General features: G+C 30.6%; 21 protein-coding genes. 11 read left to right on the forward strand and 10 right to left on the reverse strand.

Annotation, left to right across the window (positions count from 1 at the left end; genetic code table 11):
• The first annotated feature begins 4 nt into the window (after positions 1 to 4).
• The 3 genes from EDC18_RS12640 (at position 5) to EDC18_RS12650 (ending at position 3,021) form a co-directional block, all read left to right on the forward strand.
• Entirely contained in the window at positions 5 to 817 is an 813-nt protein-coding gene (locus tag EDC18_RS12640) for a class D sortase (RefSeq protein ID WP_132253698.1), read from the forward strand.
• Positions 818 to 1,113: 296 nt separating this feature from the next.
• A complete protein-coding gene (locus tag EDC18_RS12645) occupies positions 1,114 to 1,632 on the forward strand; it encodes a sigma-70 family RNA polymerase sigma factor (protein WP_132253699.1) in 519 nt (172 codons plus the stop codon).
• Positions 1,633 to 1,635: 3 nt separating this feature from the next.
• Positions 1,636 to 3,021, forward strand: coding sequence for a DUF4179 domain-containing protein (locus EDC18_RS12650; protein ID WP_132253701.1), 1,386 nt, complete (start codon positions 1,636 to 1,638; stop codon positions 3,019 to 3,021).
• 59 nt (positions 3,022 to 3,080) lie between these two features.
• On the opposite strand, the gene EDC18_RS12655 is transcribed toward EDC18_RS12650, so the two are convergent.
• The 6 genes from EDC18_RS12655 to EDC18_RS12680 form a co-directional block, all read right to left on the reverse strand.
• Positions 3,081 to 3,539: a hypothetical protein gene (locus tag EDC18_RS12655; protein WP_132253703.1), complete on the reverse strand. Its 459-nt coding sequence runs from the start codon at positions 3,537 to 3,539 to the stop codon at positions 3,081 to 3,083.
• A 412-nt stretch (positions 3,540 to 3,951) separates the two neighbouring features.
• Positions 3,952 to 5,730, reverse strand: a complete 1,779-nt coding sequence (locus EDC18_RS12660) for a methyl-accepting chemotaxis protein (protein WP_132253705.1) — start codon at positions 5,728 to 5,730, stop codon at positions 3,952 to 3,954.
• A 267-nt stretch (positions 5,731 to 5,997) separates the two neighbouring features.
• Positions 5,998 to 7,287, reverse strand: a complete 1,290-nt coding sequence (locus EDC18_RS12665; RefSeq protein WP_132253707.1) for an acyl-CoA reductase — start codon at positions 7,285 to 7,287, stop codon at positions 5,998 to 6,000.
• Position 7,288: 1 nt separating this feature from the next.
• Positions 7,289 to 8,407, reverse strand: a complete 1,119-nt coding sequence (locus EDC18_RS12670) for a LuxE/PaaK family acyltransferase (protein ID WP_132253709.1) — start codon at positions 8,405 to 8,407, stop codon at positions 7,289 to 7,291.
• A 468-nt stretch (positions 8,408 to 8,875) separates the two neighbouring features.
• Positions 8,876 to 9,259 carry a hypothetical protein gene (locus EDC18_RS12675; protein ID WP_132253711.1) on the reverse strand — a complete coding sequence of 128 codons (384 nt, stop codon included), beginning with the start codon at positions 9,257 to 9,259 and terminating at the stop codon, positions 8,876 to 8,878.
• A gap of 33 nt (positions 9,260 to 9,292) precedes the next feature.
• Complete coding sequence (locus tag EDC18_RS12680) at positions 9,293 to 10,240, reverse strand: aldo/keto reductase family protein (protein ID WP_132253713.1); 948 nt, start codon at positions 10,238 to 10,240, stop codon at positions 9,293 to 9,295.
• Between the two features lie 240 nt (positions 10,241 to 10,480).
• Here EDC18_RS12680 and EDC18_RS12685 point away from each other — a divergent pair, with 240 nt between their 5' ends.
• Both EDC18_RS12685 and wrbA read left to right on the forward strand, forming a co-directional pair.
• The gene (locus EDC18_RS12685) at positions 10,481 to 10,798 is read left to right on the forward strand and encodes a winged helix-turn-helix transcriptional regulator (RefSeq protein ID WP_132253715.1); all 318 of its coding nucleotides are present in this window, start codon (positions 10,481 to 10,483) and stop codon (positions 10,796 to 10,798) included.
• A gap of 234 nt (positions 10,799 to 11,032) precedes the next feature.
• Positions 11,033 to 11,701 carry an NAD(P)H:quinone oxidoreductase gene (wrbA, locus tag EDC18_RS12690; protein WP_132253717.1) on the forward strand — a complete coding sequence of 223 codons (669 nt, stop codon included), beginning with the start codon at positions 11,033 to 11,035 and terminating at the stop codon, positions 11,699 to 11,701.
• Between the two features lie 83 nt (positions 11,702 to 11,784).
• Here the strand turns inward: wrbA and EDC18_RS12695 are convergent, their stop codons facing one another.
• On the reverse strand, positions 11,785 to 12,420 hold the full coding sequence (locus tag EDC18_RS12695; protein ID WP_132253719.1) for a hypothetical protein: 636 nt from the start codon (positions 12,418 to 12,420) through the stop codon (positions 11,785 to 11,787).
• A gap of 296 nt (positions 12,421 to 12,716) precedes the next feature.
• Between EDC18_RS12695 and EDC18_RS12700 the strand changes: the two genes are divergently transcribed.
• The gene (locus tag EDC18_RS12700; RefSeq protein WP_132253720.1) at positions 12,717 to 13,694 is read left to right on the forward strand and encodes a transposase; all 978 of its coding nucleotides are present in this window, start codon (positions 12,717 to 12,719) and stop codon (positions 13,692 to 13,694) included.
• Between the two features lie 231 nt (positions 13,695 to 13,925).
• On the opposite strand, the gene EDC18_RS12705 is transcribed toward EDC18_RS12700, so the two are convergent.
• Positions 13,926 to 14,771, reverse strand: coding sequence for an AraC family transcriptional regulator (locus EDC18_RS12705; RefSeq protein WP_207669216.1), 846 nt, complete (start codon positions 14,769 to 14,771; stop codon positions 13,926 to 13,928).
• Positions 14,772 to 14,948: 177 nt separating this feature from the next.
• Here EDC18_RS12705 and EDC18_RS12710 point away from each other — a divergent pair, with 177 nt between their 5' ends.
• Together EDC18_RS12710 and EDC18_RS12715 are read left to right on the forward strand one after the other, a co-directional pair.
• Complete coding sequence (locus EDC18_RS12710) at positions 14,949 to 16,025, forward strand: glycoside hydrolase family 88/105 protein (RefSeq protein ID WP_132253722.1); 1,077 nt, start codon at positions 14,949 to 14,951, stop codon at positions 16,023 to 16,025.
• A gap of 267 nt (positions 16,026 to 16,292) precedes the next feature.
• On the forward strand, positions 16,293 to 16,997 hold the full coding sequence (locus EDC18_RS12715; protein ID WP_132253724.1) for a hypothetical protein: 705 nt from the start codon (positions 16,293 to 16,295) through the stop codon (positions 16,995 to 16,997).
• 64 nt (positions 16,998 to 17,061) lie between these two features.
• On the opposite strand, the gene EDC18_RS12720 is transcribed toward EDC18_RS12715, so the two are convergent.
• A complete protein-coding gene (locus EDC18_RS12720; RefSeq protein WP_132253726.1) occupies positions 17,062 to 18,801 on the reverse strand; it encodes a methyl-accepting chemotaxis protein in 1,740 nt (579 codons plus the stop codon).
• A 378-nt stretch (positions 18,802 to 19,179) separates the two neighbouring features.
• Between EDC18_RS12720 and EDC18_RS12725 the strand changes: the two genes are divergently transcribed.
• Both EDC18_RS12725 and acnA read left to right on the forward strand, forming a co-directional pair.
• Positions 19,180 to 19,530, forward strand: coding sequence for a DUF2512 family protein (locus EDC18_RS12725; RefSeq protein WP_165878582.1), 351 nt, complete (start codon positions 19,180 to 19,182; stop codon positions 19,528 to 19,530).
• 128 nt (positions 19,531 to 19,658) lie between these two features.
• Positions 19,659 to 22,373 (forward strand): aconitate hydratase AcnA, encoded by a 2,715-nt coding sequence (acnA, locus tag EDC18_RS12730; RefSeq protein ID WP_243115122.1) that lies wholly within the window; start codon positions 19,659 to 19,661, stop codon positions 22,371 to 22,373.
• 241 nt (positions 22,374 to 22,614) lie between these two features.
• Here the strand turns inward: acnA and EDC18_RS12735 are convergent, their stop codons facing one another.
• Complete coding sequence (locus tag EDC18_RS12735; protein WP_132253730.1) at positions 22,615 to 23,133, reverse strand: NUDIX domain-containing protein; 519 nt, start codon at positions 23,131 to 23,133, stop codon at positions 22,615 to 22,617.
• Positions 23,134 to 23,341: 208 nt separating this feature from the next.
• On the opposite strand from EDC18_RS12735, the gene EDC18_RS12740 reads away from it, so the two are divergent.
• On the forward strand, positions 23,342 to 25,072 hold the full coding sequence (locus EDC18_RS12740; RefSeq protein ID WP_132253732.1) for an ABC transporter ATP-binding protein: 1,731 nt from the start codon (positions 23,342 to 23,344) through the stop codon (positions 25,070 to 25,072).
• Positions 25,073 to 25,180: the final 108 nt, after the last annotated feature.

The raw sequence follows: 25,180 nt of genomic DNA on the forward strand, positions 1-25,180 counted from the left end.
TTTTATGTATACTCCCAAATTACCCGTTACAGGGGTAACTTTTATTGCACTTGGTATTTCTCCTTTTTACCGGTTTAGCCTAAGCATACTTTTGATTATAATGTTGCTTTTGGTATCCTTCAGGTTTACTCGATTGTTAATTAAGGAAGGTCGTTTAAATAAAATATATATTGGTCTTTTGGTTTTACTCTCTAGTGTCCTTCTTGTTGTATCTTTTGGTAATTATGAAGCTACTGAAAAATCTAATCAGTCTAATGAAATTCTAAATACCTATAAAGAGGCTCTTTTTACTACAACTTATAATGGGTTAAAGGATTCTATCCCACTTCATTCTTTAACCAATGAAGATGTAGTTGTTGAAGAAGAAAGAGAGCCCGAATACCACCAGTACATTCCTGAGTCTGGTGAAACCATTGGTCTAATTGCTATTGATAAAATTGATTTAGAACTTCCTGTTATTGAAGATGCTAACGAAGATAATATATGGTTAGGGGCTGCTCATATTTTAGGAACGCCACATTTTTGGGAAAAAGGCAATTCTTTTTTAGCAGCGCATAATGTAAGAACTTATGGAAAATTATTTAATAGGCTTCACGAATTAAGCCTTGGTGATGAAATTGTTATTTATACCACTGAATATATTTACACTTATTCTGTATATGCTATTGATATTGTCCCTCCTGATGATACTGAATGCTTTAATCAATTAGTCGGAGAATTCAATTTGTCATTGGTTACTTGCACAAGTTCTGGAGAGGAAAGATTAATTATTTATTCTGAAAGAATTTCTAAAGTAGCTATTAATGAAGTGATTTAGATTTTTATAAATAATATATAATAGGGACGGTTCATAAATTTAGATTATTTATGAACCTTCTTTTTTTATATTTCAACTTTTTTATGAACCGTCCCCTATTTTTTTATTTTTTTTAGATTATTTTTGAGAACCGTCCCTTATCTTTTTTGCTTATCTTTTCTCAACTTTTTTATGAACCGTCCCCTATTTTTTTCATATTTTTTTTTATTTTTTTTATTTTTGTAGTAAAATATTTTTAAGTATTTTAAACTTTTTCTTAGGTTCGTGTATCTAATACTTGAAAGGAGGTATTCCATATGGATGAGTTAATGATTGTTAAAGCTCGCAAAGGGAATAAGGATGCATTTTCCCAAATAATTTTTGAAGTTAAAGATGAGGCATATCTTCTTGCTTTTTGTTACCTTCATAATAGTGATGATAGTATGGATGCCGTGTGTAATGGGATCGAGAAGGCTTTTATTCATATTAAAAAACTTAAGAATCCTAAGTATTTTAAAACTTGGTTTTTAAGAATTGTGATTAATGAGTGCAACCTAATCCTTAGAGAAAAAAGAAGAGTGGTTCAAGTGGCTGATGACATTTTATTTTCTAATGCTAAGGATACCTCTAGGGAGTTATATGAAAAAGTTGATTTAGAGAGGGTTTTAAACGATTTACCAGTTTCAGAACGGACACTAATTTATATGAAGTATTATTTGGGCTATACCCTTGAAGAGATTGCAGAAATCGTTCAATTACCGGAAGGTACTGTTAAAAGTAAGATTTATAACAATCTGAAGAAAATGCGATCAAAACTAGAAGTAAGGGAGGTTTAAATTATGGATAAAGATAAGTTTGAGATTGATGTTAAAAAATTAGATGATAGGTTGAAGTCTTCTTTTGATAAGAAGGATATTCCTATCCCTGATGAATTTGACTCTATGGTTGAAGAACGGCTGCGTCATTTAAATTCTAAAAAATTGATTTACAGAAGAGTTATTGCTATTGCTTTAATTGTTTTGTTAACTTTTGTTGGTGGCGTAAGGTATATCCCTCAATTTGCTAGCTATGCTTCTAGTATACCTGGTTTAAAAGATGCTGTTAATTGGATTCGTGGGGATAAAGGCATCCAAAGTGCCAGAGATCGTGGGTATAGTGAAGTTCCTGAAATAGTCATTAGAGAAGATGATTATACCCTTAGTTTATCCAATATTTTTATTGACGAAGATAGAATTCGTTTAACAGCTGTTTTAGTTGATCATACTAGACCAGAGGGATTAAACAATGACACTGTTAGGGTTGCTACTTCCATTTATGATCAAAGCTATGAAAATGATGCTTACTTGAATCTTTATATTACTTTTCCAGATTTTGATAACAGTATGTATTCCACAATGTTTAATGGCGGTGACACTCATAATACTTTAGTTAGAGATATTGAAAAAGCTTTGAAAAAAGATGAATTGCAAAGATTCATAGATACAAACCCGTCATATCTAACACTTAAAGCTACTATTAATAACGGTGGCGTAACTCATATTATTGATATTGAACTCCCTTTAGATATATCTAAAATAGAGATATCTAAACGTTTTGGATTGAATAATGAAATACTTTTCGACTACGGAACAATTAAATTAAAAGAACTCACCATAAGCCCTACTCGAATGAGACTTGATGTTGAATTTGACATGTTAGATGGTTATTTTTTCACAGGTTTTGATAAGGTTTATTTAGTTGACAAAAAAGCAAAGTATAGTACTGAGGGGCTAGTTAGCACTACTGCCACTCAAACAGAACGCACTTTTTATTTTGTACCTTCTTTATATTTTGAAGAACTACCTAATGAATTAAAATTTGGTTTTGATGGTATAAGAATAGGAAGTATAGAAGGTAAATCTTTTTTATTAAACTTAAATGATGTCTTTCCAAAAAGCCTTTCATATATGGGTGAGGAGATTATTATTAATAAATTTTTATACGAAAACCAAAACTTAATAGTAGATTCAAATCTACCAAATAATACGCTGAAAGTACAGGGATTTGACTTTGAATCTCATATCGGTAATAAGTCTTTTTCGGAACAAGGTAATGATACTTTATATCGCAAAGATATAATTACTACTTTTTATAATGCAGAGAAAAAAGAGATTTATGAGTTAAGCTTATCTTTTCCTGGATATTTAGTTCCATTAAATCGTGAAGTTCCTTTAGATTTTAATTAACAAATTAATAGACGGTTCCTTAAATGAACTATTCATTTAATAAACCGTCTATTTTCTACTTATTTATTGTCTGCTATAATAACGGAGCTAAAATAAGATTCCTCTCCATTTTTAAACATCTTAACATAATCGTATGTTTTCTTTTTTTCTATTTTATATAATAACTGATTAGGGATTATTCCGCTGTAATCACTTGTAATTTCTTCATTAAAGTATATATAAATAGTATTTTCTCTACCTTCTATCTTTATATCTGTATAGTATGTCACATTATCTCCATAAATTACATTGCTATTATTTAGAAACAGATATGTGTCTTGGTCATTAACTTTTGTATATAAATATGTACCATTTTCTTTTTCAACTTTGTTTATAAATTCTGATAAATCTTTATTTGCATTTTCAATTTTAATTTGGGTTACAATTAGATCTTCTTGTTTATATTCATTTATATTTTTATCTGTACATCCCACTAGTATAATTGCCATAAAACAAAGTATACTTATTGTATTTCTCATAGTTCACCTCACCCTTTTATATCAAAATTTTTAATGCATAAATACATCGTCTTAATGATTCATTTACTTTATACCTTTTGAATTTATTTTTTAGAGTGATGCATTATTAGTATTGTTAAATTTATGGATAATCCATTATTTTCTTATATAATTATACTATAAATACATTTTTTCGTCAAATTATTTACATTATTTTGTGCGTATACTGTATTTGTTTTATTAATTATTGTTTATTATAGTAATATTTAACAATTATGCAATTGTTATTTAATTGTCAAAATAAGTTTTGTCTATTTCTATGAACTGTCCCTCATTTCTAAAGAAATAGCGTAGCAGTTAAAAACTACTACGCTATAAAGTCTAACTTATTGGGATCACATCATTTTAATGAACCGTCCTTCTTTTTTTATTTTTATAATTTAAATTTACTGATTACACTTTGTAATGTTGTGGATATATGTTGTAATTCAGTTGCAGTTGTTGATATTTCGTCTATTGATCTTGTTTGTTCTTCAAGTGATGCAGATATTTCTTCTGATGATGCTGCTGATTCTTCTGCTGTTGCAGATATGTCTTCTATTACTTTTACTACTAAATCTTTTCTACTATTTATTTTGTTTGTATTGTCTAGTAGTTTATCTACTTCTGATATTGTGTTTTTTACAGCATCTTCAATTGTTCCAAATGCATTTCCAGTATGTAATATGGATTCATCCACTTTATCAAAGAGTATCTTTGTTTCCCCGAGATTATTTGTAAGATTAATCACTTGGGCTTGAATGTCATTTACCATATCTCCTATTTGTTTTGTTGATTGAGCAGTTCCTTCTGCTAATTTTCTAATTTCATCAGCAACAACAGCAAATCCTTTCCCTGCCTCCCCTGCTCTAGCTGCTTCAATTGATGCATTTAGTGCTAATAAATTAGTTTGTGCTGCTATACCTTGTATTGCTTCGATAATTGTGCCTATTGATTCTGATTTGTAGACTAGTATCTCTATACCTTTTGTTAAATGATTGGATTTATCATTGTATATAGAAAAACTATCTTGCAAATTGGTAACGGCTTGTAATCCCATCTGTCCTGATTTATCTGCTCCAATGATATAGTTTCTTAAATTATTTGTAATTTCTACTACAGTATTAATTTCATTTGCAAGTGTATTTAATGTTTCTGATCCATTTTGTGTAGCAGATGCCTGTTCTGCAACACCTTGTGTCAATTCCTCCATTGCCCTTGATACACCTTCAATTGAGGCTGTGCTTTCTTCTGCTACATTTGATAGACCCTGTGAGTAGTCAACTACATTGTCTGATATTTGTTTTGTCTCTTCTATAAAATGTTTTACTTGTTCAATCATTGTATTGATTGCCATTGCCAATTGTCCAATTTCATCTTTGGATTGTATATTTATTTCTTTTATACTTATATTTCCATCTTCATCTTTTTTTATATTGTTAACCATTTCTACTATGGGCTTTGTAATTTTTCTACTAAGGACTATGGCAATTATTAAAGTTAATATACTTGAGAATAGAACAAATAGAACAGTTACTATAATGCTTAATTTTAATGCGCTTGTGTATTCCTCTTGCCTTATTTGAACAATATTTTCTATTGAATCTATGTAATTACCTGTGCTTATAATCCAATCCCAAGGCTCAAAAAGTTGGGAGTATGCTCTTTTAATATATAATTCCCCTGAGTTATCATCTGGTTTTTCCCACATATACTCAGTGAATCCATCGTTTGTCTTGTTTACGCCACTGTCAATAATATTCTGTATTAATTTTACACCATTAGGATCTTCTATTCCAATTCTGTTTGTACCAATAGCTTGAATGGCTACGGGATGTTCTATTAAGACGCCTTTCGTATCATCTATCCAAAAATATCCCTCTTCACCATACTTTAACGTTCGGATTAGTCTCTTACTTTGTTCTTTCGCTTCATTTTGTGTTATGTTACCTAATCTATATTGATTATGAGAGTACTCTATTAAACTTACAGCTGTTTCAACTTGATTTTTGATCATAATATCGTAATCATCTAAAAGACTTTCTCTTAATAATTTTAGTTCGTTGCGATGATTATTTATCATATAACTGATATTGTACATTCCAAAACCTGTTGTTAGTATAAAACTTGTTAAAATAATTGCTAGTAATATTTTATGACTGATTTTCTTCATTTGTTAATACCTCCAGTTTTGTCGGGTTTAATTGAAAATGATTATCAATTAAACCTATAGTAATAATCCTATTATAGTCCTCAATATTTTTGATGTCAATTAATTACTGGTTAATTATGGTTATTATTATGTTAAAAGTTGTATTCTGCTTTTTCTACTTTTTAATTTATTATTTTAGATATTATAAAATTGTTAAGTGTTAAGGGACGGTTCATAAATTGACAAAGTCTTTTTTTATGAACCGTCCCTCATATTATTTCTCATATTTTACTTCTTCCTTTTTTTATTTACCTTTCTTACATATCTATTTAGAGTGTAACTACCATCGTGGGGTTCTCCACTATAACTATTAGACATATTTCCACAAGTAGTAATTCTATTGACCCCTGCACTATAAAATATTTTTGATAGCTCTTCAAACTCAGTTTCGCTACAACTCAATCCTACTGTTTGAAGATAACCTTTTTTAGCTCTTAGTATTTCAAATAGGTTTTCTCTTTTAACTGGCATTAGCCAAATATTTCTATATAATGGAGATGATTTTAGTTCTGCTTTGTAATCTATCATAATACTATAACTTTTTTCTTCATTGGTAATTAATTGCTTTTGGTTTAGTATTTCTTCCATTTTTACAAGTTCTTGTAACCAAGTAATTTGTCCTTGTCCTTGAATGGGTATATTATGATTAGGATGCTTGGAAGATATTCTCTCTATATGCTTTGATAGTCTTTTTCCAAATTGGATCAATTGGTTTTTATCTTTTCCTTCGTATAAAATGCATTGTGGAGAACTGCAGTAGAGTTGATCTGTTAGACAAATGTCTTTTGCTAAGCCTTCTAAATCTTCTTCGTTATTGTCATGATTTGTAAAATAGGCAAAACTAAGTCTATGCCCCCACTCTATTATTGGTAAGTTAGGTGGGGCAAGTAGCCTTATTCCACTAATGGCATCATCTGATCCCCATACAACTACTGCATCTGCAACTTTTATTAATTTACTAATGACTTCTTTTTCTTTTGATGAAACATCTAAAACATATATAAAAGGTTTTAATCTTGGCTCTATTTCTATTAATTTTAATAATAATTTTACAGATAGTCCACTTTCTTGCTCTGGTAGTTTTAATATATTTATATTTTTTGTCAACAGGCCCTCTAATACGCTAAAAGCAGAAAGCCCTAACACATTTGCTGCTCCGATATGTACTAGTATGCCTAATGGGTAGTTTTTCTCCTCTGTATCATCATTTACTACAGTCCAGTGAAATGATTTTTCTCCTAGTTCTACTTCTACTTTTTTATTTAACTCTTTTTTATTTAATGTTTTTATGGATGCATTAACAAAAGCTTCTGATGACCATCTAGGTAAGCCTAATTCGATAAGTTCATCTATTATTTCCTCTTTATTTATTTCATTGGCTAGTTTATGAGCTGCCTCAATAACAATCTCTGGTGTTATTGGATTGTTAATTAAATCCTTTTTAAATTGACCTTCTATCTCTTCCAGTTTGTTGATAAAACCCTTTTTTGATATAAGTTCCCCTCTGTATATATTCATTTTAATCACCCTCCATATATTCAGATACAGCTACTGCACAACTTCTTGTTTTGGAATTTCCTGCTCTTCCAAGTATCTCGAAATAGGGTGTCTCTATGCCACATCCACAGTTTTTACCATCTTTTAATATTGCCATATCACCCATTATTATTGATGATATTGGCATTGAAGAAACCAGTGGACTTATAAAACTTAAGAATCCTGGTTTGTTATATCCTAAGGGCTTAAGGGTTTTTACATCGCGTATAATAACTCTACTCCATATAGGCACATGCATATGATGATTCTTACATTCTGGGTACGCAACACTGTGCTCTACAGCACTGTAAAAATCACGGCAATTTTGTGCTGGAATTCCAAGTAATTCTTCAATCATTTTATGAAGTTCTTTTTTGTCTATCATAATATCATTGTACTTTTTCCATCCCCCACCAGTAAGGATTATTGACTTTTTATTTAATTTTAGTGGTGCCATTCCTGATTCTTTCATAGTCTTTAGCACCATATATAAATAGGATGGAAAACCAAATATACGTACAGGTAATTTTTGTTTGTTAAATCGTTTTAAAGCATTTAACAGTCCAAAATAGTCAATTTCATACTTGTCTCCTATTGGTCTTAAAGCAAAAACCTTTTCCTTTGCCGGTGCAAACCGAGTCATACCAAGAGCGATTTTTACATTGCCCATTTTATTTTCTTTTGTAGGCTCATATCCTAATATTATGTAATTGGTTGGTATAATAGAGATAAAACCATGGTACTTCATAGCTTTAATAGCCATTTTTGTACCTAGCTGTATTGACTCTTTATCAAGAAATACCTGGCTTTTTTGGCCTTGGGTACCGGAAGATGTTGCATGTACGTGAACCTCTGATTTGTTAATACTCATGATTTCGTGGTATTTAAAAAAGTTAGCCGTAATAGGTGGGATATCGATACAGTCATCTATTGATTTTATCTTTTCAGGTGAAAAATTATTTACTTCCAATAATTTAGTATAAAAATCACAATTGAGTCTATGATGTTCAATTGATTCTTTCATAGCATTAATAAATAACCCTTCACTGCCTTTGTGATCGTATATTTTTTTATAGGTAAAAAGCTTATGTCTTGCAGTCATATACACACCTTCTTATATTAATCTTATTATACTAATTATATGTTAAAAAGGTGTTTAAATCAAACTATTTTGTGAATTTAGACTTTTGAGTTTTTGAAAATTAAAAACAAGAAAAACAAGGAGAAAACAAGAAAAACAAGGGACGGTTCATAAAAATAAGGAAAATAAGGGACGGTTCATAGGGAAAAATAAGGGACGGTTCATAAATTTGTTTAATTAGTAACGAGGAACGGCTCATCATAAATATGATATTTTTTTGTTTTTATGTTTTTATGAACCGTCCCTATTTTCCCTATTTTCCTGAACCGTCCCCATTTTCATGAACCGTCCCCATTTTCATTTCCATTTTCATTAGCATATTTAGCCATAAAAATGCACCTCCAAATGTTAGAAATTTTATGTCTAACATTTGGGGTGCACTTCATTTTTATGACGTCCCTTTTATTCATAATTATAGGTTATTTATTTTTATTGAAGTTCATTATCCCATTTAATTACTTCTTGATGTTTTTGGCTTATATCTGTAAATTTTAATTCTTTGAATTTTCTAATTCGATCTTTTAATACACTTGTTACTTTGATTACATCTTTGTTTTTTGATGTTGATGTTCCTCGTACTTGTTCTATAAAAGCTGGGTCATTTACAATAACATTAATTTCTTCCCTTTTGTATGGTTCCAATTCTTTTAGTAATGTAAAGACTGCATAATGTGTAACTACTAGAGGTTTTTTGTACCCTTCATAGACTGATTTTTTACATATTAACTCGTCATCTTTGTAGATACTGTAACGTATCTCTATATCTTCTTCCTCATGAAACTTTGAAATACCAACTAAATAAGCTGTAATCATTTTTTTCCTCCAGTTTTTAATAGTGAGTTTAGTTTATGCTAATATCTCATCTATTTCTTGTAATTTTTCATTAGGTATAATAATACCACTAGCTTTAACATTTTCTTCAATTTGGCTTGGTCTACTTGCTCCAATAAGTGCACTTGCAACATTTGGTTGTCTTAGTATCCAAGCAATTGCTAGTTGAGGCATTGAAATTTCCATTTCTTTTGCAATATTATTTAATTTTCTAACTCTATCTATTATATCATCTTGTAGATATTTTTCAATAAAACGATTTGCTTTTGGGTCAGTTGCACGGCTCCCTTCAGGCAAATTTTTTAAATCTGTGTATTTTCCCGTAAGTACACCTTGTGCCAATGGGGAAAATGCCACTTGGCTAATGCCATTTTTTTCACTTATTGGAATGATTTCATTTTCAATTGTCCTTGTTACCATATTGTAACGCGGTTGATTCACTACTATTCGGTCTAATAAATATTTATCCGCTACTTGAAGTGCCTCTTGAATTTGTGCTGCAGTCCATTCACTTACCCCTGCATATAATATTTTTCCTTGACGCATTAAATGGTCAAATGTTTTTAAAGTTTCTTCAACTGGTGTTTCTGGATCATAACGATGGCAATAATATATATCTACATATTCTACTCCAAGCCTTTTCAGACTGGCATTGGCTTGTTCATAAACATGTTTTCTTGAAAGACCTTTATCGTTAGGTCCTTCACCCATTGGCCAAAAAACTTTTGTTGCTAATACATAAGATTCTCTTGGATATTTTCTTAAAGCTTCACCCACGATTTTTTCAGCTTCACCTCTTGCATACATATTTGCTGTATCAAAGAAGTTTATTCCTAAATCATATGCTGTATCAATTGTTTTAATTGCTGTATCTTTTTCAGTTGAGTTTCCATATGTTAGCCAACTACCAAGACTAATTTCACTTACTTTTAATCCAGTTTTTCCTAGTTTTCTATAAATCATACTTAATCCTCCTTTTTTTGAAAAAGCATTAGTAAATTTTTAACCATTATCTCCCTATAAATAAATGATGATATCTATTATCTTGCCATAATATGTCTTTCTTTTCAAGTTTGCTTGCAAATTTTATCACTAGTCCTAGGGGACGGTTCATAAATTTAGACTATTTATTATATAAATTTTCTTTTTTATAATTACTTTTTGTAATTAACTATGTTATAATAACCAACGGTGGTGATATTTATGAATTCTTTACACTCGCTTGAGTTGTGTCCTAAATTTGAAAGGGCATTCCAACTATTAGGAAAACGTTGGTCTGGGTTAATTATTAGGACCCTTTTGGATGGTAAAAAAAGATTTTCTGATATTCTTCAGGCTATACCTAATATGAGTCCTCGTATGCTTACTGAGCGTTTAAAAGAGCTTGAAAATGAGGAACTTATTATAAGAACGGTTTATCCGGAAGTTCCTATTAGAGTAGAATACGAATTGACTGAAAAGGGCAAAAACCTTAAGGCTTCTATGGATGCTATACAAGAATGGGCTGAAAAATGGGGTTAATTATTAAAAGCTTCTCAATTTGAGGGGTTTTTTTTAAAATTTGCTAGACTTGACATATAATATAAGATATGTAATAATTTATTTATAGTAACTTATTAAAAGTAACTTATATTAGAAATGCGCTTAACCAATTAGTAGTAAAAAGATTCCTACGGAAGTAATTCTATCAAAAAATAATGTGATATTTTTAGTTGTTTTTGGAAATTAATATAGAAGATGAAAGGAGATAAGATTATGGATAAAATTAAATTAGCTATTGTTTATTACAGTATGTCAGGTACTAACTATCAAATGGCAAAATGGGCTGCTGAATCAGCTGAAGCCAATGGTGCTGAAGTAAGAATTTTAAAGGTAACTGAATTAGCTCCTGAATCAGTGATTAATGAAAATCCCATTTGGAAAGCTCATGTAGATGATACTAAGGATGTAAAAATAGCAGATTCTGAAGATTTAGATTGGGCAGATGCTATAATCTTTAGTGCTCCTACTCGTTTTGGTAATCTTCCTTCTCAAATGAAACAATTCATTGATCTTCAAGGCGGACTATGGTTTGAAGGTAAGCTTATGAATAAAGTTGTTAGTGCAATGTCCTCTGCACAAAATCCTCATGGCGGACAGGAATCCACAGTAAGAAGCCTTTATACATCCATGATGCATTGGGGTGCCATTGTTGTTACTCCTGGTTATACAGATGATTCAATTTTTAAAGCTGGCGGCAATCCATATGGTACTACTGTTACCGTTGACCAAGATGGTAATATGATAGAAGATGTTAAAGATGCTGTTTTCCATCAAACCAAAAGAACCATTGAAGTTGCTCATTGGATGAAAAAGGGTAAGATTACTGATGAGGTTATAAATGAGGATTCAGAAGTTATAGGCGTTTTAGGGGACGGTTCATAAAAACATACAAAAGAGGAGCGGTCATAAAAAAATTTTATGAACCGTCCCTCTTTTTTTACTCTTTTTTTATACTCTAGTTCATTCTAAAATCGTAATCTAAATTCTAAATCATCACCTAATCTTTCTTTTGTTTTAGGGTTGTATGGACTGGCTATTTTAACTGTAATCCATTCAATATATCCTGGGTCACCCTCTAACAAATATACTAACTTTCCGCGTTTAGTACCTTCTCCTTTAAGGGCTCCACCAAAATCATCACTTAATAACATATTAGCATTTTCAACTATTTCTTCTGTGTTTGTGGTAATAATAGATCTTTCTGGATGAAAACTGACTTCAGAACTATAATAATTACTTATTACCAAGTCAATTAAAACATAATGAATCTGATCTTTTTTTAAGTTTTTTTCTATTTCCCCTTTTATTTGTCCTGATACGACTTGTGCACTTTCTATTTCTATTTCTATAGGACCTGTTCTTATTTTTTCAATATTATCTTTTAATGCATGAATGAAGAAACTTCCTTCTTCTGTTTCAAAACTGTTACCTGGACGCATTTTATCATTTTTTTGTTGTAATTCGTTTCTTTTTCCATTCTCATTACTAATATTTTCAACAACATATTTTTCAGTTGGATCATCGTCTAATTGTTCCCATACTCTACAACCAGTTATAGAAAACACTAAAATCAACGTACCAATAATTAATTTACGATACATAGACTATATCCTCCTAACTTAATTTTCTATGTCTATTGTTTACTTATTCTTTTGTTTTATGCTCTTTAATTTTAAGGACGTTAATATAAAATACTAGAAATATTAGGGACAAATATTAGGGACGGTTCATAAAAACATAGAAATATTAATACGACTTGAAAAGATCTTCATAATCTATGTTGATTTTTTTATTTATTAATTATTATTTTTTAACTTAATTTTATTTACTTTTCTAATTGAGTATGTTATTCTATTTTTAGAACAAGTGTTCTATTTTATTTATTGAGGTGATTACTATGCCTAGATGTGCACGAATAAAAGAAGATGGGGCGTATTATCATGTTATGAGTCGCTCTGCATCAGAGTTTTGTCTTTTTAGAGATGATAATGATAAAATTAAATATCTTAATCTATTAAAAAAGTGTTTGGATGAATTTAATGGCACTTTAATATCTTATTGTCTTATGGACACTCATATTCATTTGCTTTTAAATCCAGTTAATGCAGATATCTCTAAGTTTATGCAAAAATTAAATTTGTCCTATGCTTCTTATTACAATCGAAAATATAATCGCAGGGGCCATGTTTTTGCTGATCGTTTTAAAAGTAAAATAATAACCAGCGAACAGTATTTTTTAGTAGCTACTTTATATATCCATAATAATCCTAAAGATATGGATACTTATACACCATCTAATGTTCATAAATATCGTTTTTCTTCTCTTTCTTACTATCTTGGTCTATCTACTGATGAATTTAATATTGTTAACAAAAATATTTTACTATCTTATCTTGCTCCTAATCCTGTACAAGCTCTAAAGAATTATATTTCTATTAATGCTATATATAATAAACTTAATGCTACTAGTTTAATTGACGATATAAATTTGTCTTCCATTCTTTCTGAAGAAACAGTTACCACTTATTTAAACAACTTTGACAAAGAAAATTCTTTTGAATATGTTAGTGGTAAATATATAACCTTAGTTAATGTTGATCCTAATGATCTTCTTTGTGCAGTGGCGAATTATTTTAATTTACCTAGTTCATTGATTCTTAAAGAAAAATACAATAAAGAAGTCCTTGATTATAAGGGAATTTGTTTTATTTTGCTTAGAAGTTTTTGTGATTTAACAAGAAAACAAATATGTTCTTTATTTGGAAACATTACTGTAAGTAATGTCTATTCATTGTGTAATAGGGGTATTGAAATCCTTAATAAATATTACAATAAAGAAGTTGTATTTGATGAGATTTTATCCTCCATTTCTTAGATAGGATATTAAAACTTACTCTTGCCTATATTAAAAGCTATATTAACTTTTAAAAGTTAATATAGCTCATTGTGGTATTCATTTTTAATTACTCTTCTAATCTCAAGACTTTTATTAATATTTATTTAAATGAATAATTTTATTTCTAATACTTTGTACCTGCATACTCATTTGTTTTATATTTATATTTTCTAGAACCGTCCCTAGTATTTATAGAACCGTCCCTAGTATTTAGTATTTTTTTGTTTTTCTATAATACAGGGGTGTGTGTTCTGTGATTTCTTTAAATACTCTTCCAAAGTGTGTTACACTGCCAAATCCAGTTTTTTTTGCTATAGTGTAAACCTTTAAATTTGTCTCTTCAAGTAGTTTTTTAGCTTCTTTAACTCTTACAAGATTAAGGTATTGTACAAAGGTAAATCCTGTAACTTCTTTAAATACTCTACTTAAGTAGTATGAACTTATATAAAAATTGTCTGCTATGTACTGAAGGGTTAAATTTTTACTATAGTTAGAATTGATGTATTTAACAATTTCTGAAACTCTTTCGTGTACTGAGCTAATGTATTGCAATGGTTGAATTTGAGTCTCTTCTATAAATCTGCAAGAAAAAATGAGTAGTTGTAGTACAAGACTCTTTATCTGGAGTTGAAAACCTGTGTGTTTATGTTTGGCTTCACTTATTATCTTATCTAATATTTCTTTTATATATATTCGATGATGATGTGGAAAGTCTATAACAATATAATCATTTTTAAAGAGCTGACATAATTGTTGTTGATAATTACACTTTTCATTATACAAAAAATTATTATGAAAATTGACAATAACACGCTCATATTGAGGTGCTTCTCCATTCATTGTCTTGTGTAATATATTAGGATTAATAATTAAAAGAGAACCTTCTTTTATATTAATGGTTCTATCTTTTACAAAGAATTGTCTCTCACCAGATGATAAAAAAAACATTTCATAAGTACTATGAAAATGGTGTTTTGCCATATTAGATCCCAAACTTTTTTTATATGAAATATAAAAGTTATCTTCTTCTTTATTATAACTAAAAACTTCATCCAAAACTATCAACTCCTACTCCTATAGTTAAATTATATCATAATATTATGATGTAGATGAATTTATATCATAAAAACCCTACAACAAAATCTAAGAAGAAATTCACTTTATTTGCAATTAATGTACAGATATTTATTTTATAATGAAGTATATACAAATAATTAAAAGGAGTGTTTTCTTATGTATACACCTATTCAATGGGCAGAAAAAGCTTGTGAAACATTAATGAAAAAATTCGAAGCTCCAAACCTTCCTCCCGTTGGAAGATTCCATTATCATCAAGGGGTTTTCCTACTTGGCGTTGAAAGATGTTGGGAACAGAATCAAAATGACAAATACTTTAACTATATAAAAGATTGGGTTGATAGTTATATTTCAGATTTTGGTTCTGTTTCCGGAAATAATACTACTGAATTAGATGATGTTCAACCAGGAATTATTTTATTTAACCTTTTTGAAAAAACCAACCTTAAAAAATACAAAAATGCTTTATATGAAATTGTTCCGTTATTAAAATCTTGGAAAACAAACTCTGAAGGTGGTTTCTGGCATAAGGGTAAAACCCCAAATCAAATGTGGTTGGATGGCTTGTTTATGGGCGGACCAATTGCTGTAAAATTTGGCAAAGTATTTAATGATAGTACTTATTTTGATATGGTTACATATCAAGCAAAATTAATGACAGAACATACTAAAGATGATAAATCTGGGCTTCTTTATCATGGATGTGATCCAACAAAAGAAGCAGAATGGGCTGATCCTATTACAGGAAGATCTTCTGAATTCTGGGGTCGGGCTATTGGCTGGTATCCAGTTGCAATTGTTGATATCCTCGATTATCTACCAAAGGATCATAAGGATCGGGATATCCTTTTACAAATATTAAAAGATTTAATTGACGCTCTTATTCTTTACCAAGACAAAAGTGGTTTATGGTACCAAGTTATAGATAAAGGAGAGAACCCTGAGAATTGGTTAGAAACTTCTTGTTCTTCGCTGTTTGTTGCTGCCATTGCTAAAGCTGTTAGAATGGGGTATCTAGATGCATCTTATTTTCAGTACGCAAAAATAGGTTATAAAGGAATTATTGAGACCATTAAAGAAGATGAGAATGGTATTATTATTAGTGGAATTTGTATCGGAACGCCAATTGGTGATTATGATTTTTATATCACTAGACCTACTACCGAGAACGATTTACACGGTGCTGGTGCTTTTATTTTAATGTGTGTAGAAGTGGGCAAAGTAATAACATAATATTTTCAGAGGACGGGTGAAAAAGGGACAGTTCATAAACTTCTACATTTTTTTGCACTACTCCTCACCTCTTTTTTATTATGAACCGTCCCTTATTTTCTTATTCTCTTTTTTTATGAACCGTCCCTCATTTTTGTGAACCGTCCCTTATTTTTCTCTATTTTCTTATTTTCTATTTTTTCTTGTTTTTTATGGAACTTTTTTACTCTTTGTATCGTTTAATATATAATGTTTTAATTAGATTATTTATTAAACAGGAGGATATGAATGAAAGTTAAATTTAATTTTTTAGTACTGACTTTAATTTTAAGTTTTGTTGTGCTTTTCTATGGATGTTCTTCTACTAATGATAATAACGATGCAATACACGCTCCCATTGAAGAAACCCCTATTGAAGGTGTTGATTCTGATGATGATTCTGATACAAACCAAGATGCACAAGCTCAGGAAATTGATTTGTCCCAATGGCCTTCAGAGATAACAAAAACTATTTTTATCGAAGGTATGGAAGAAGAGATTTTTCTGAATAGATTTATTCACCAAGACTTCTTATATCTTACCTATGTACCTTCAGATATGATCAGTGAGTATACTTCATTTAACAATGGTGATTCCGTTAGGTTTTACAGCAATTTTAATGAGATGAAAAATGAAGATATTTTGGTTGAGTTTACCTTTTATGATGATGATGTTTCTATTTCTGATTTAGAGAATTTATTAGAATTATATTCTTGGGATTTGTCTAGCAAAAAACTTTCTGAAAGATTATTTAGTTGGTCTATCGCCGAGTCTTATATCCAAGATGAAAGTCTTATAGGAACTATTGCTCTAGGAATTTATAGTGATCAATATTTCACTTTATATTACCAACATCCTTGGGAATTTGGAGATGGATTCTATCCTAGGTTACACACTATAATAGAGGAGTTTTATTTTTTTGAAGATAATATTTATCTAAATGAGCTACAGTAGTACACTAAAAGCGCAATTACTACTAAAGTAATTACGCTTTTTTTATGTGGTTATATGTGTATTGTTAGTATTGAAACTTTGATATACTTTGATTCATTTCTTCTGCTAATTTAGTCAATGCACCGCTTGCTTTTGCTATTTCTTCCATTGAAGCTGTTTGTTCCTCTACTGAAGCTGATGTTTCTTGTGTTCCTGCCGCATTCTCTTCAGATATAGCTGATAAGCTTTCAATAATATTGATAATAGAAACTTTTTTGTTCTCCATTAATAAACCTGATGCATTAAGTTTGTTTATAACTTCTTTTGTTTTTTCTATTGATAAGGAAATATTTTCGAATTTTGTTCTTGTTATTTCTACACTTACACTTTGTTCTTCTACTACTTTATTCATTTCATTCATAATTTGGACTGCAGTTTCCATCTTTTCTTTTAATTCGTTGATTATTAATGATATTTCACCCGTAAACTGATTGGATTGTTCTGCTAGTTTCTTTATTTCTTCTGAAACTACAGCAAATCCTCTTCCTGCTTCCCCAGCTCTTGCCGCTTCAATTGCTGCATTTAATGCTAGTAAGTTGGTTTGTTCAGAAATACTTTTAATCATTTGACTGGCCGTATTAATCTTTTCCGCACTTTGGTGTGCATTTATAATCACATTGTTTATTACTTGTGTTTCTTTTTTACTCATTTCATTTTTTATTACTAATTCTTTAATACTTAAAATACCTTCTTCTTTTAGCCTGCTTACTTCATCTGATGACAGGTCTAATTCTTGTATATAATTATGACTACTTTCTATTAACGTTCCTAATTCTGTAATTTCATTAGCTGCATTTTCAGTATCACTCGCTTGTTCATTGGCACCATTTGCAATTTCTTCGATTGTTCTAGCAACTTCATTAGCAGCGATTGATACTTGTTCACTGGTTTCAGATAACTCAGAAGCAGATAAAGCCACATCATTTGAGATGTTATCTATTACTTTTATTAATTCAATGAAATTCTTCTGCATTTTCTCTAAAGATTTTGCAATTTTCCCAACCTCATCTTTTCTTTTTAGGTACTTGTCTTTTTTGCCAGACTGATATAATTGTAAATCATAATTAGATATTTTCTCAATCATTCCTGTTAAAAATATTATTGGATCTGAAATCTTTTTACCTATTATTAAACTAATTATGATACCAAAAAGAATAGTTCCTAAAGTAATCATTATAAAGATATTCCTACTATTCATTAAAATATCTTTTATCAAAATATCTGCTTGTTCATTTGGTAATCCTATAAATAAAATCCCGATCACTTCATTATTGTTAAATATTGGTTGATATGCTGTTACATAAGATATGCCTAAAATATCTGCATTTCCTATATATGTTTTTCCATTTACAACAGATTGAAATGCTTCACTTTCTTTTCCTAATAAAGTACCTGTCGCTCTTTGCCCATCTCCATCTATAATATTAGTTGATATGCGCTCAAAGTCATCTCCTCTCTTAACAAAAATAGTAGCAACATTTCCTGAATCTTCTTGTATTTTGTCCACCATTTCATTGACTCCTGAAATATTTCTACCATTTTGATCTGTCAATATGCCATTATTATATTTAAATTCTCCATAATAATTTTTGACATACATTTCTGCAGCTGCTAGGTCTGACTCTAATTTTTGATTAATTGATTGTTGATTTAAGTTTTCTAGCCCATTTTTAGTACTTACATATCCCGATGCACTTATTATAAAACAGATTATTACTAATGCGCTGCTAAAACTAATTATTAAGTTATTTTTGATGCTTTTCATAATGTCTACCTCCAGTAATGTATAATGCTAAGATTTTTAGAAATTTTCAAAGAGGATTTGTTCATTAATATGTTAATTAATACACTTTCCTTTTTAGGTATTTATTCCCAATTATAATAGGTCTTCCGAACCATTATTATACTTTCTTTTAGTTTGATTGTCAAACCTTTTTAGCTTGAATTAAATTTGAACGCTATAGTTTTATGAACCGTCCCTTATTTTTCTTTTATGAACCGTCCCTTATTTTTCTTATTTTTTAGTTTTCTTGTTTTTTGCATTAAAAGGTTTTTTTTGGGGAATTATATTGTAAGTGCATTTTTGTATCTATATGATCTAAAAACAACTTCTTATATTTATTTTAATGAAAGGATGATGCTTATGAAAACAGCTCTTGCTTTAATCGTTAAATTTATTATTTCTTTTCTTGCTGTTTGGTCAACTTTAGGTTTTATCGATAATAATAATTTGAATATCATTACATTAGTTGCTGCCATTATTACAATTGCTAATTATTTTATTGGTGATCTTCTTATTTTACCTAATTTAGGCAATATTATTGCTAGTATTATTGATGGTGTGATGGCAGCTATTATTGCTTATATTACAATTCTATTCGTCCCAGAGTCTTTTGTAAGTTTAATTAGCGGTATTGTGCTTGGTGTTTTAATTGCCGTTGCTGAATATTTTTTCCATATTTACATTGTTAAAGCAGATAAAGTTGCCCCTTAAATTGAAAGACAGTTCTCTTTTGGACTGTCTCCTATTATTTTTTTTGCCTATTTTGAATATATTTTAAAGTTAACTATATTCTTATGTTATAATATACTTATTATAAATTTATTAACGAGGTGATAATTTTGCTTGAGAATAAAATTGGTATGAATAAAAAAACCTTAACCTTCGAGGGAAAAGATTATACATATTATTGTATTAAATCTCTTGAGGAAAATGGTTTTGGTGATGTCTCTAGACTTCCTTATTCAATGAAAGTTCTACTTGAATGTGCTCTTCGTAACTATGATGAAAAACTTGTTACCATGGACCATATTAAAAGGATTACTCATTGGAACAATGATGACTTTAAAGATGAAATTCCTTTTATTCCATCTAGAATAGTACTTCAGGATTTTACTGGCGTTCCTGTTGTTGTTGATCTTGCAGGGATGCGATCAAAGATGGAAGAAATAGGTGGTGACCCTAATAAAATCAATCCTATTGTTCCTGTTGATTTAATTATCGACCACTCTGTTATTATGGATGCTTTTGGTTCTACTGACGCTCTTACCACTAATGTGAATAAAGAGTTTGAAAGAAATACAGAAAGATATCAACTTTTAAAATGGGCACAAAGCTCTTTTTCTAATTTCCGTGTTTTCCCACCTTCTGTTGGTATCATTCATCAAGTAAATCTGGAGTACCTTGCTACTGTTGCCACAACAAAAACTGTTAACAATGAACATATGATTTTTCCTGATTCTCTTGTTGGTACAGATTCTCATACTACTATGATCAATGGTATCGGTGTGTTAGGCTGGGGCGTTGGTGGTATTGAAGCTGAAGCGGGAATGCTTGGTCAACCTCTTTACTTTTTAACCCCTGATGTTGTAGGCTTAAAACTTTCTGGTAAGCTTCCAGAGAATGCTACTGCAACAGATTTGGCTCTAACCATCACTCGACTATTAAGAGAAGAAGGGGTTGTTGGTAAATTTGTTGAGTATTTCGGTGAAGGTTTAAATAATATTAGTGTTGAAGATCGTGCTACTGTTGCTAATATGTGTCCTGAATATGGGGCTACAGTTGGTTTCTTCCCTGTAGATACTCAAACACTGGACTATTTAAGAGCAACTGGTAGAGATGAAAAACATATAGCTCTTGTTGAGTCTTATTATAAAGCACAAGGAATGCTTAGAACCAATGACTCTCCTGAACCTGTTTTTGCCACTACAATTCATTTAGATCTTTCTACTGTGGAACCAAGTCTTTCTGGTCCCAAAAGACCTCAAGATCAAATATTTTTAAAATCTATGAAAGAAAGATTTTTAGATGTTATTACTGCTCCGCTTGATAAAAATGGCTATAATCTTAGTGAATCACAACTTAATATGACATCTGACTTGGATTATAAAGATGGAAAAAAAGAGAAATTAAAATCAGGTGCTGTAGCAATAGCTTCTATTACAAGCTGTACAAACACTTCAAATCCATATGTATTAATAGGCGCAGGGCTTCTAGCGAAAAAAGCTGTTGAATTAGGCCTTCAAAAACCTAACTATGTTAAGACCAGCTTAGCGCCTGGCTCTCTTGTAGTCACTGAGTATCTAGAAAAATCAGGTCTTTTACCTTATCTAGAAAATTTAGGGTTTTATGTGTCAGGTTATGGCTGTGCAACTTGTATTGGAAATAGTGGTCCTTTAGTTGATGAAGTCAGTGAGGCTATAAAAAAGGATGATATTACCGTTGCTGCTGTATTAAGTGGTAATCGTAACTTCGAAGGTAGAATTCATCCACAGGTAAAAATGAATTACCTTGCTTCTCCTATTTTAGTTGTTGCATATGCCTTAGCTGGTACTGTAAATATTGACTTTGATAAGGAACCTATTGGATTTAACGATAAAAATGAAGGTGTTTATCTAAAAGATATATGGCCTAATTTTAGTGATATTAATACTATTGTAAAAGAATTTGTGAAACCTGAAATATACAAAGATAAATACAACGAAATATTTGAAGCCAATGATCGTTGGAATCAATTAGAAATGGCTAAGAGTGATATTTATAAATGGGATGAAAACTCTACTTATATAAAAATGCCACCATTTTTTGATGAAATGGAAATCCATCCAAGTGTTATAAGAGATATTTATAATTCTAATATTTTAGCTATTCTTGGGGATAGTGTTACCACTGATCATATTTCACCTGCTGGTAGTATTCCTGAGGCGTCTCCTGCTGGAAACCATTTAACTGCTCAAAATATTAGTCCAGAGTTTTTTAATTCTTATGGGGCTCGTAGAGGAACTCATGAAGTTATGATGAGAGGTACTTTCGCCAATATTAGAATTAGAAATAAGATGATACCTGGGGTTGAAGGTGGTTTTACAAATCATATCCCAAGTGGCGAGATTATGCCTATATACGATGCTTGTATGAAATATAAAGAAAGTCAAACCCCATTGATTGTTATTGCTGGGAAAGAATATGGTACTGGAAGTTCAAGAGACTGGGCTGCAAAAGGTACTTCTCTACTAGGAGTTAAAGCAGTTATTGCAGAAAGTTTTGAAAGAATTCATAGAAGTAATTTGGTTGGCATGGGTGTTCTTCCTCTTCAGTTTATTGATTCCAATGCTGAATCTTTAGGATTAATTGGTAATGAAATACTGACTATAACTGGAATTGCTAATAATCTTCACCCAAATAAAAAATTAGTTGTTAATGTCAATCGTCCTGATGGTAGTACTTTTGATTTTGAAGTTCTTGCTAGACTGGATAGTAGTATTGATGTTGAATATTATTTAAACGGTGGTATTTTACCAATGATGTTAAGAAATTTTATAGGCGAGCCTATTAAATAATTCAAACAAAAATAAGGGACGGTTCCTTAAATATTTGGAACCGTCCCCAATATTTCTATATTTTTGTTGGAACCGTCCCCAATATTGTTGGAACCGTCCCCAATCTTTTCCAATCTTTTTTTCATCTTTTTTTAAGAACCGTCCCCTATATATTCTAAGAACCGTCCCCTATATTTCTCTGTTTTTTTTGGAACCGTCCCCAATCTTTTTTCAATCTTTTTTAAGAACCGTCCCTGTTTTTTTATATCAATTCTTTTTCTACCAATTCTAATACCAGTGTTTCTCTTTCTATTGATAATCCCATTGATTCTTCTTGGTTTGCCATAACTTCTTTGTTATGTTTGATGGCTTCTTCAATTTCTATCCATACAGCAGACATGCCATTGGCAATCTCATAATCTTCTAGGCTTACTTCATCAAATTCATCGTCAATTTTACATATATAAAAATAAGACATCATATGGATTAAATCATATTCTGGTTTATAGTGGGGTCTATATTCATCAATGTAGCCAAATTCACTTATTATCTCAATGTTTTTGGCACCTGTTTCTTCAGCTAATTCTCTTTTAAGGCCTGTTATTAAGTCTTCCCCCAGATCTACACCACCACCTGGAAAGCTATAATCATTGTATCTTTTTGTGTAAAGCAAAAAGATTCTTGAACCTTTTAATATTATGCCTCTTGCTGCTCTTCTTTCAAATATCTTACCCTCTATGCTTTGTACATCCTTATGTACCATTTTTTTTAGCAATCTCACGTCTCTCACTCTTTCTTTAAAATAATTTGTTTCTTATGAGTTCTAATTTTTTTACTAGAAATAAATTATATCATTCTATTCCCAGTAGTTCAATTTTGCAATGGCAAAATATCTAGAGTTTCTTAATTTAGTGAGCAATGTTTGGTAAGACATTGTATTTTTATTGTGCTAAAATAATATTAAAATCTCTTTTTGGAGGCAACTACATATGAAACTTTTATGGAAGCTTGGGAAAGAAGCAATTAAGTATAGAACTTTATATATTATTGCCATTTTTTCTACTTTTGCATTAACGCTAATTAACTTGACTGCTCCTAAGATCTTATCTTCAATGACTGCTTTATTAGAAGATAATGTTAATGAAAATACCCTTAAGGATATAGGCACTTTAACGGTTATTTTATTCGTTTTATATTTATTAAAGATCTTATTTCGTTTCTTAAGTAATTATCTTGCTCATAAAGCAGCTTGGAACCTAGTAGAAGAATTACGTATACGTGTTTACAATCGTATTCAAGGTTTTTCTATGGGATTTTTCAGCGATAAACAAACAGGAGACCTTATGAGTCGGGTTGTTAATGATACAGCAACATTTGAACTTTTGTATGCCCATATTATCCCTGAGATGATTACTAACGTTGTTACTGTTGTGGGTGTTGTTATTATATTGCTTACTATAAATGCGAAACTGGCTTTATTAACTTTTATCCCTATTCCATTCATTCTTTTTTCAGGATGGATATTTGCAACAAAAGTACGCCCAAAGTTTAGAGTATCCCAAATGGCAATAGCAGAGTTAAATGCTAAATTACAAGATAACTTTTCAGGCGTACATGAAATTCAAGCCTTTTGCCAAGAAAGTTATGAATCAGAACAAGTTTTAAAGAAAGCTGGCGTTTTTACTAAATCAATGCTATATGCTTTAAAATTAAGTGCTATTTTTCATCCTGCTGTGGAGTTTCTTTCTTCTATTGGAACCATTATTGTGGTAGGGTTTGGTGGTTTTTTAGCCTTTCATGGTGAATTATCAATATCTGATATTGTTGCCTTCTTACTTTATTTAACCTTATTCTATGCACCAATCTCAGGTCTTGCAAGACTCTTAGAAGAAATGCAACAAGCCTATGCGGGTGCTGAACGTGTCATGATGATATTAGATACACCAAGGGATATTAAAAATGCGCCTAATGCAAAAGAGTTAACCCATGTACAAGGTAGCATTACTTTTGATTCAGTGGCTTTTGAGTATGAAAAAGATGTTCCTATTGTAAAAGATATTGATTTTTCATGTGAACCTGGCCAAATGATTGCTCTGGTAGGGCCTACTGGTGTTGGTAAAACCACTTTAACTCAGTTGATTTCAAGATTCTATGATCCTACTAATGGCAAGATTTTAATTGATGGGATAGATATTAAAGAGGTTACTTTAGAAAGTCTTAGATCCAATATTGCCCCAGTACTTCAAGATACCTTCCTTTTCAACGGCACCATTGGCGAAAATATTGGTTATGCTAATTCAGCAGCTGATTTAGATGAGATTGTTGCTGCTGCTAAAGCTGCAAGAATTCATGATAACATTATGGAAATGCCGGCTGGTTATCATACTAAAGTTGGTGAGCGAGGTATGCGTCTTTCCGGTGGTCAAAAACAAAGAATTGCCATTGCAAGAGCAATTTTAAGAAAAGCGCCTATTATTATTTTAGATGAGGCTACGGCTTCTGTGGATGTGGAAACTGAAAAAGAAATACAAAAAGCCATTAGTGATCTGGCTGGTAGCAGAACCATTGTTGCCATTGCCCATCGTCTTTCTACTATAAAAAATGCTGATCTTATTTTGGTTTTAGAAAATGGAAAGGTTGTTCAAAAAGGGACTCATTTGGAATTATTAGAACAAGAGGGGCTATACAAACGTCTTAATCTAGCTCAAAATAATAAATAATCTTTAAACAAATGGTTCTATAATAAATGTTGGGGTGTAAAAACCTCAACATTATTTTTTTGTAAAAAAATAATGCACTTATCCTCAATTCCCTTTAACATGTTAATT

Source organism: Natranaerovirga pectinivora (assembly GCF_004342165.1).
In the GTDB taxonomy this organism is placed as follows: domain Bacteria; phylum Bacillota; class Clostridia; order Lachnospirales; family DSM-24629; genus Natranaerovirga; species Natranaerovirga pectinivora.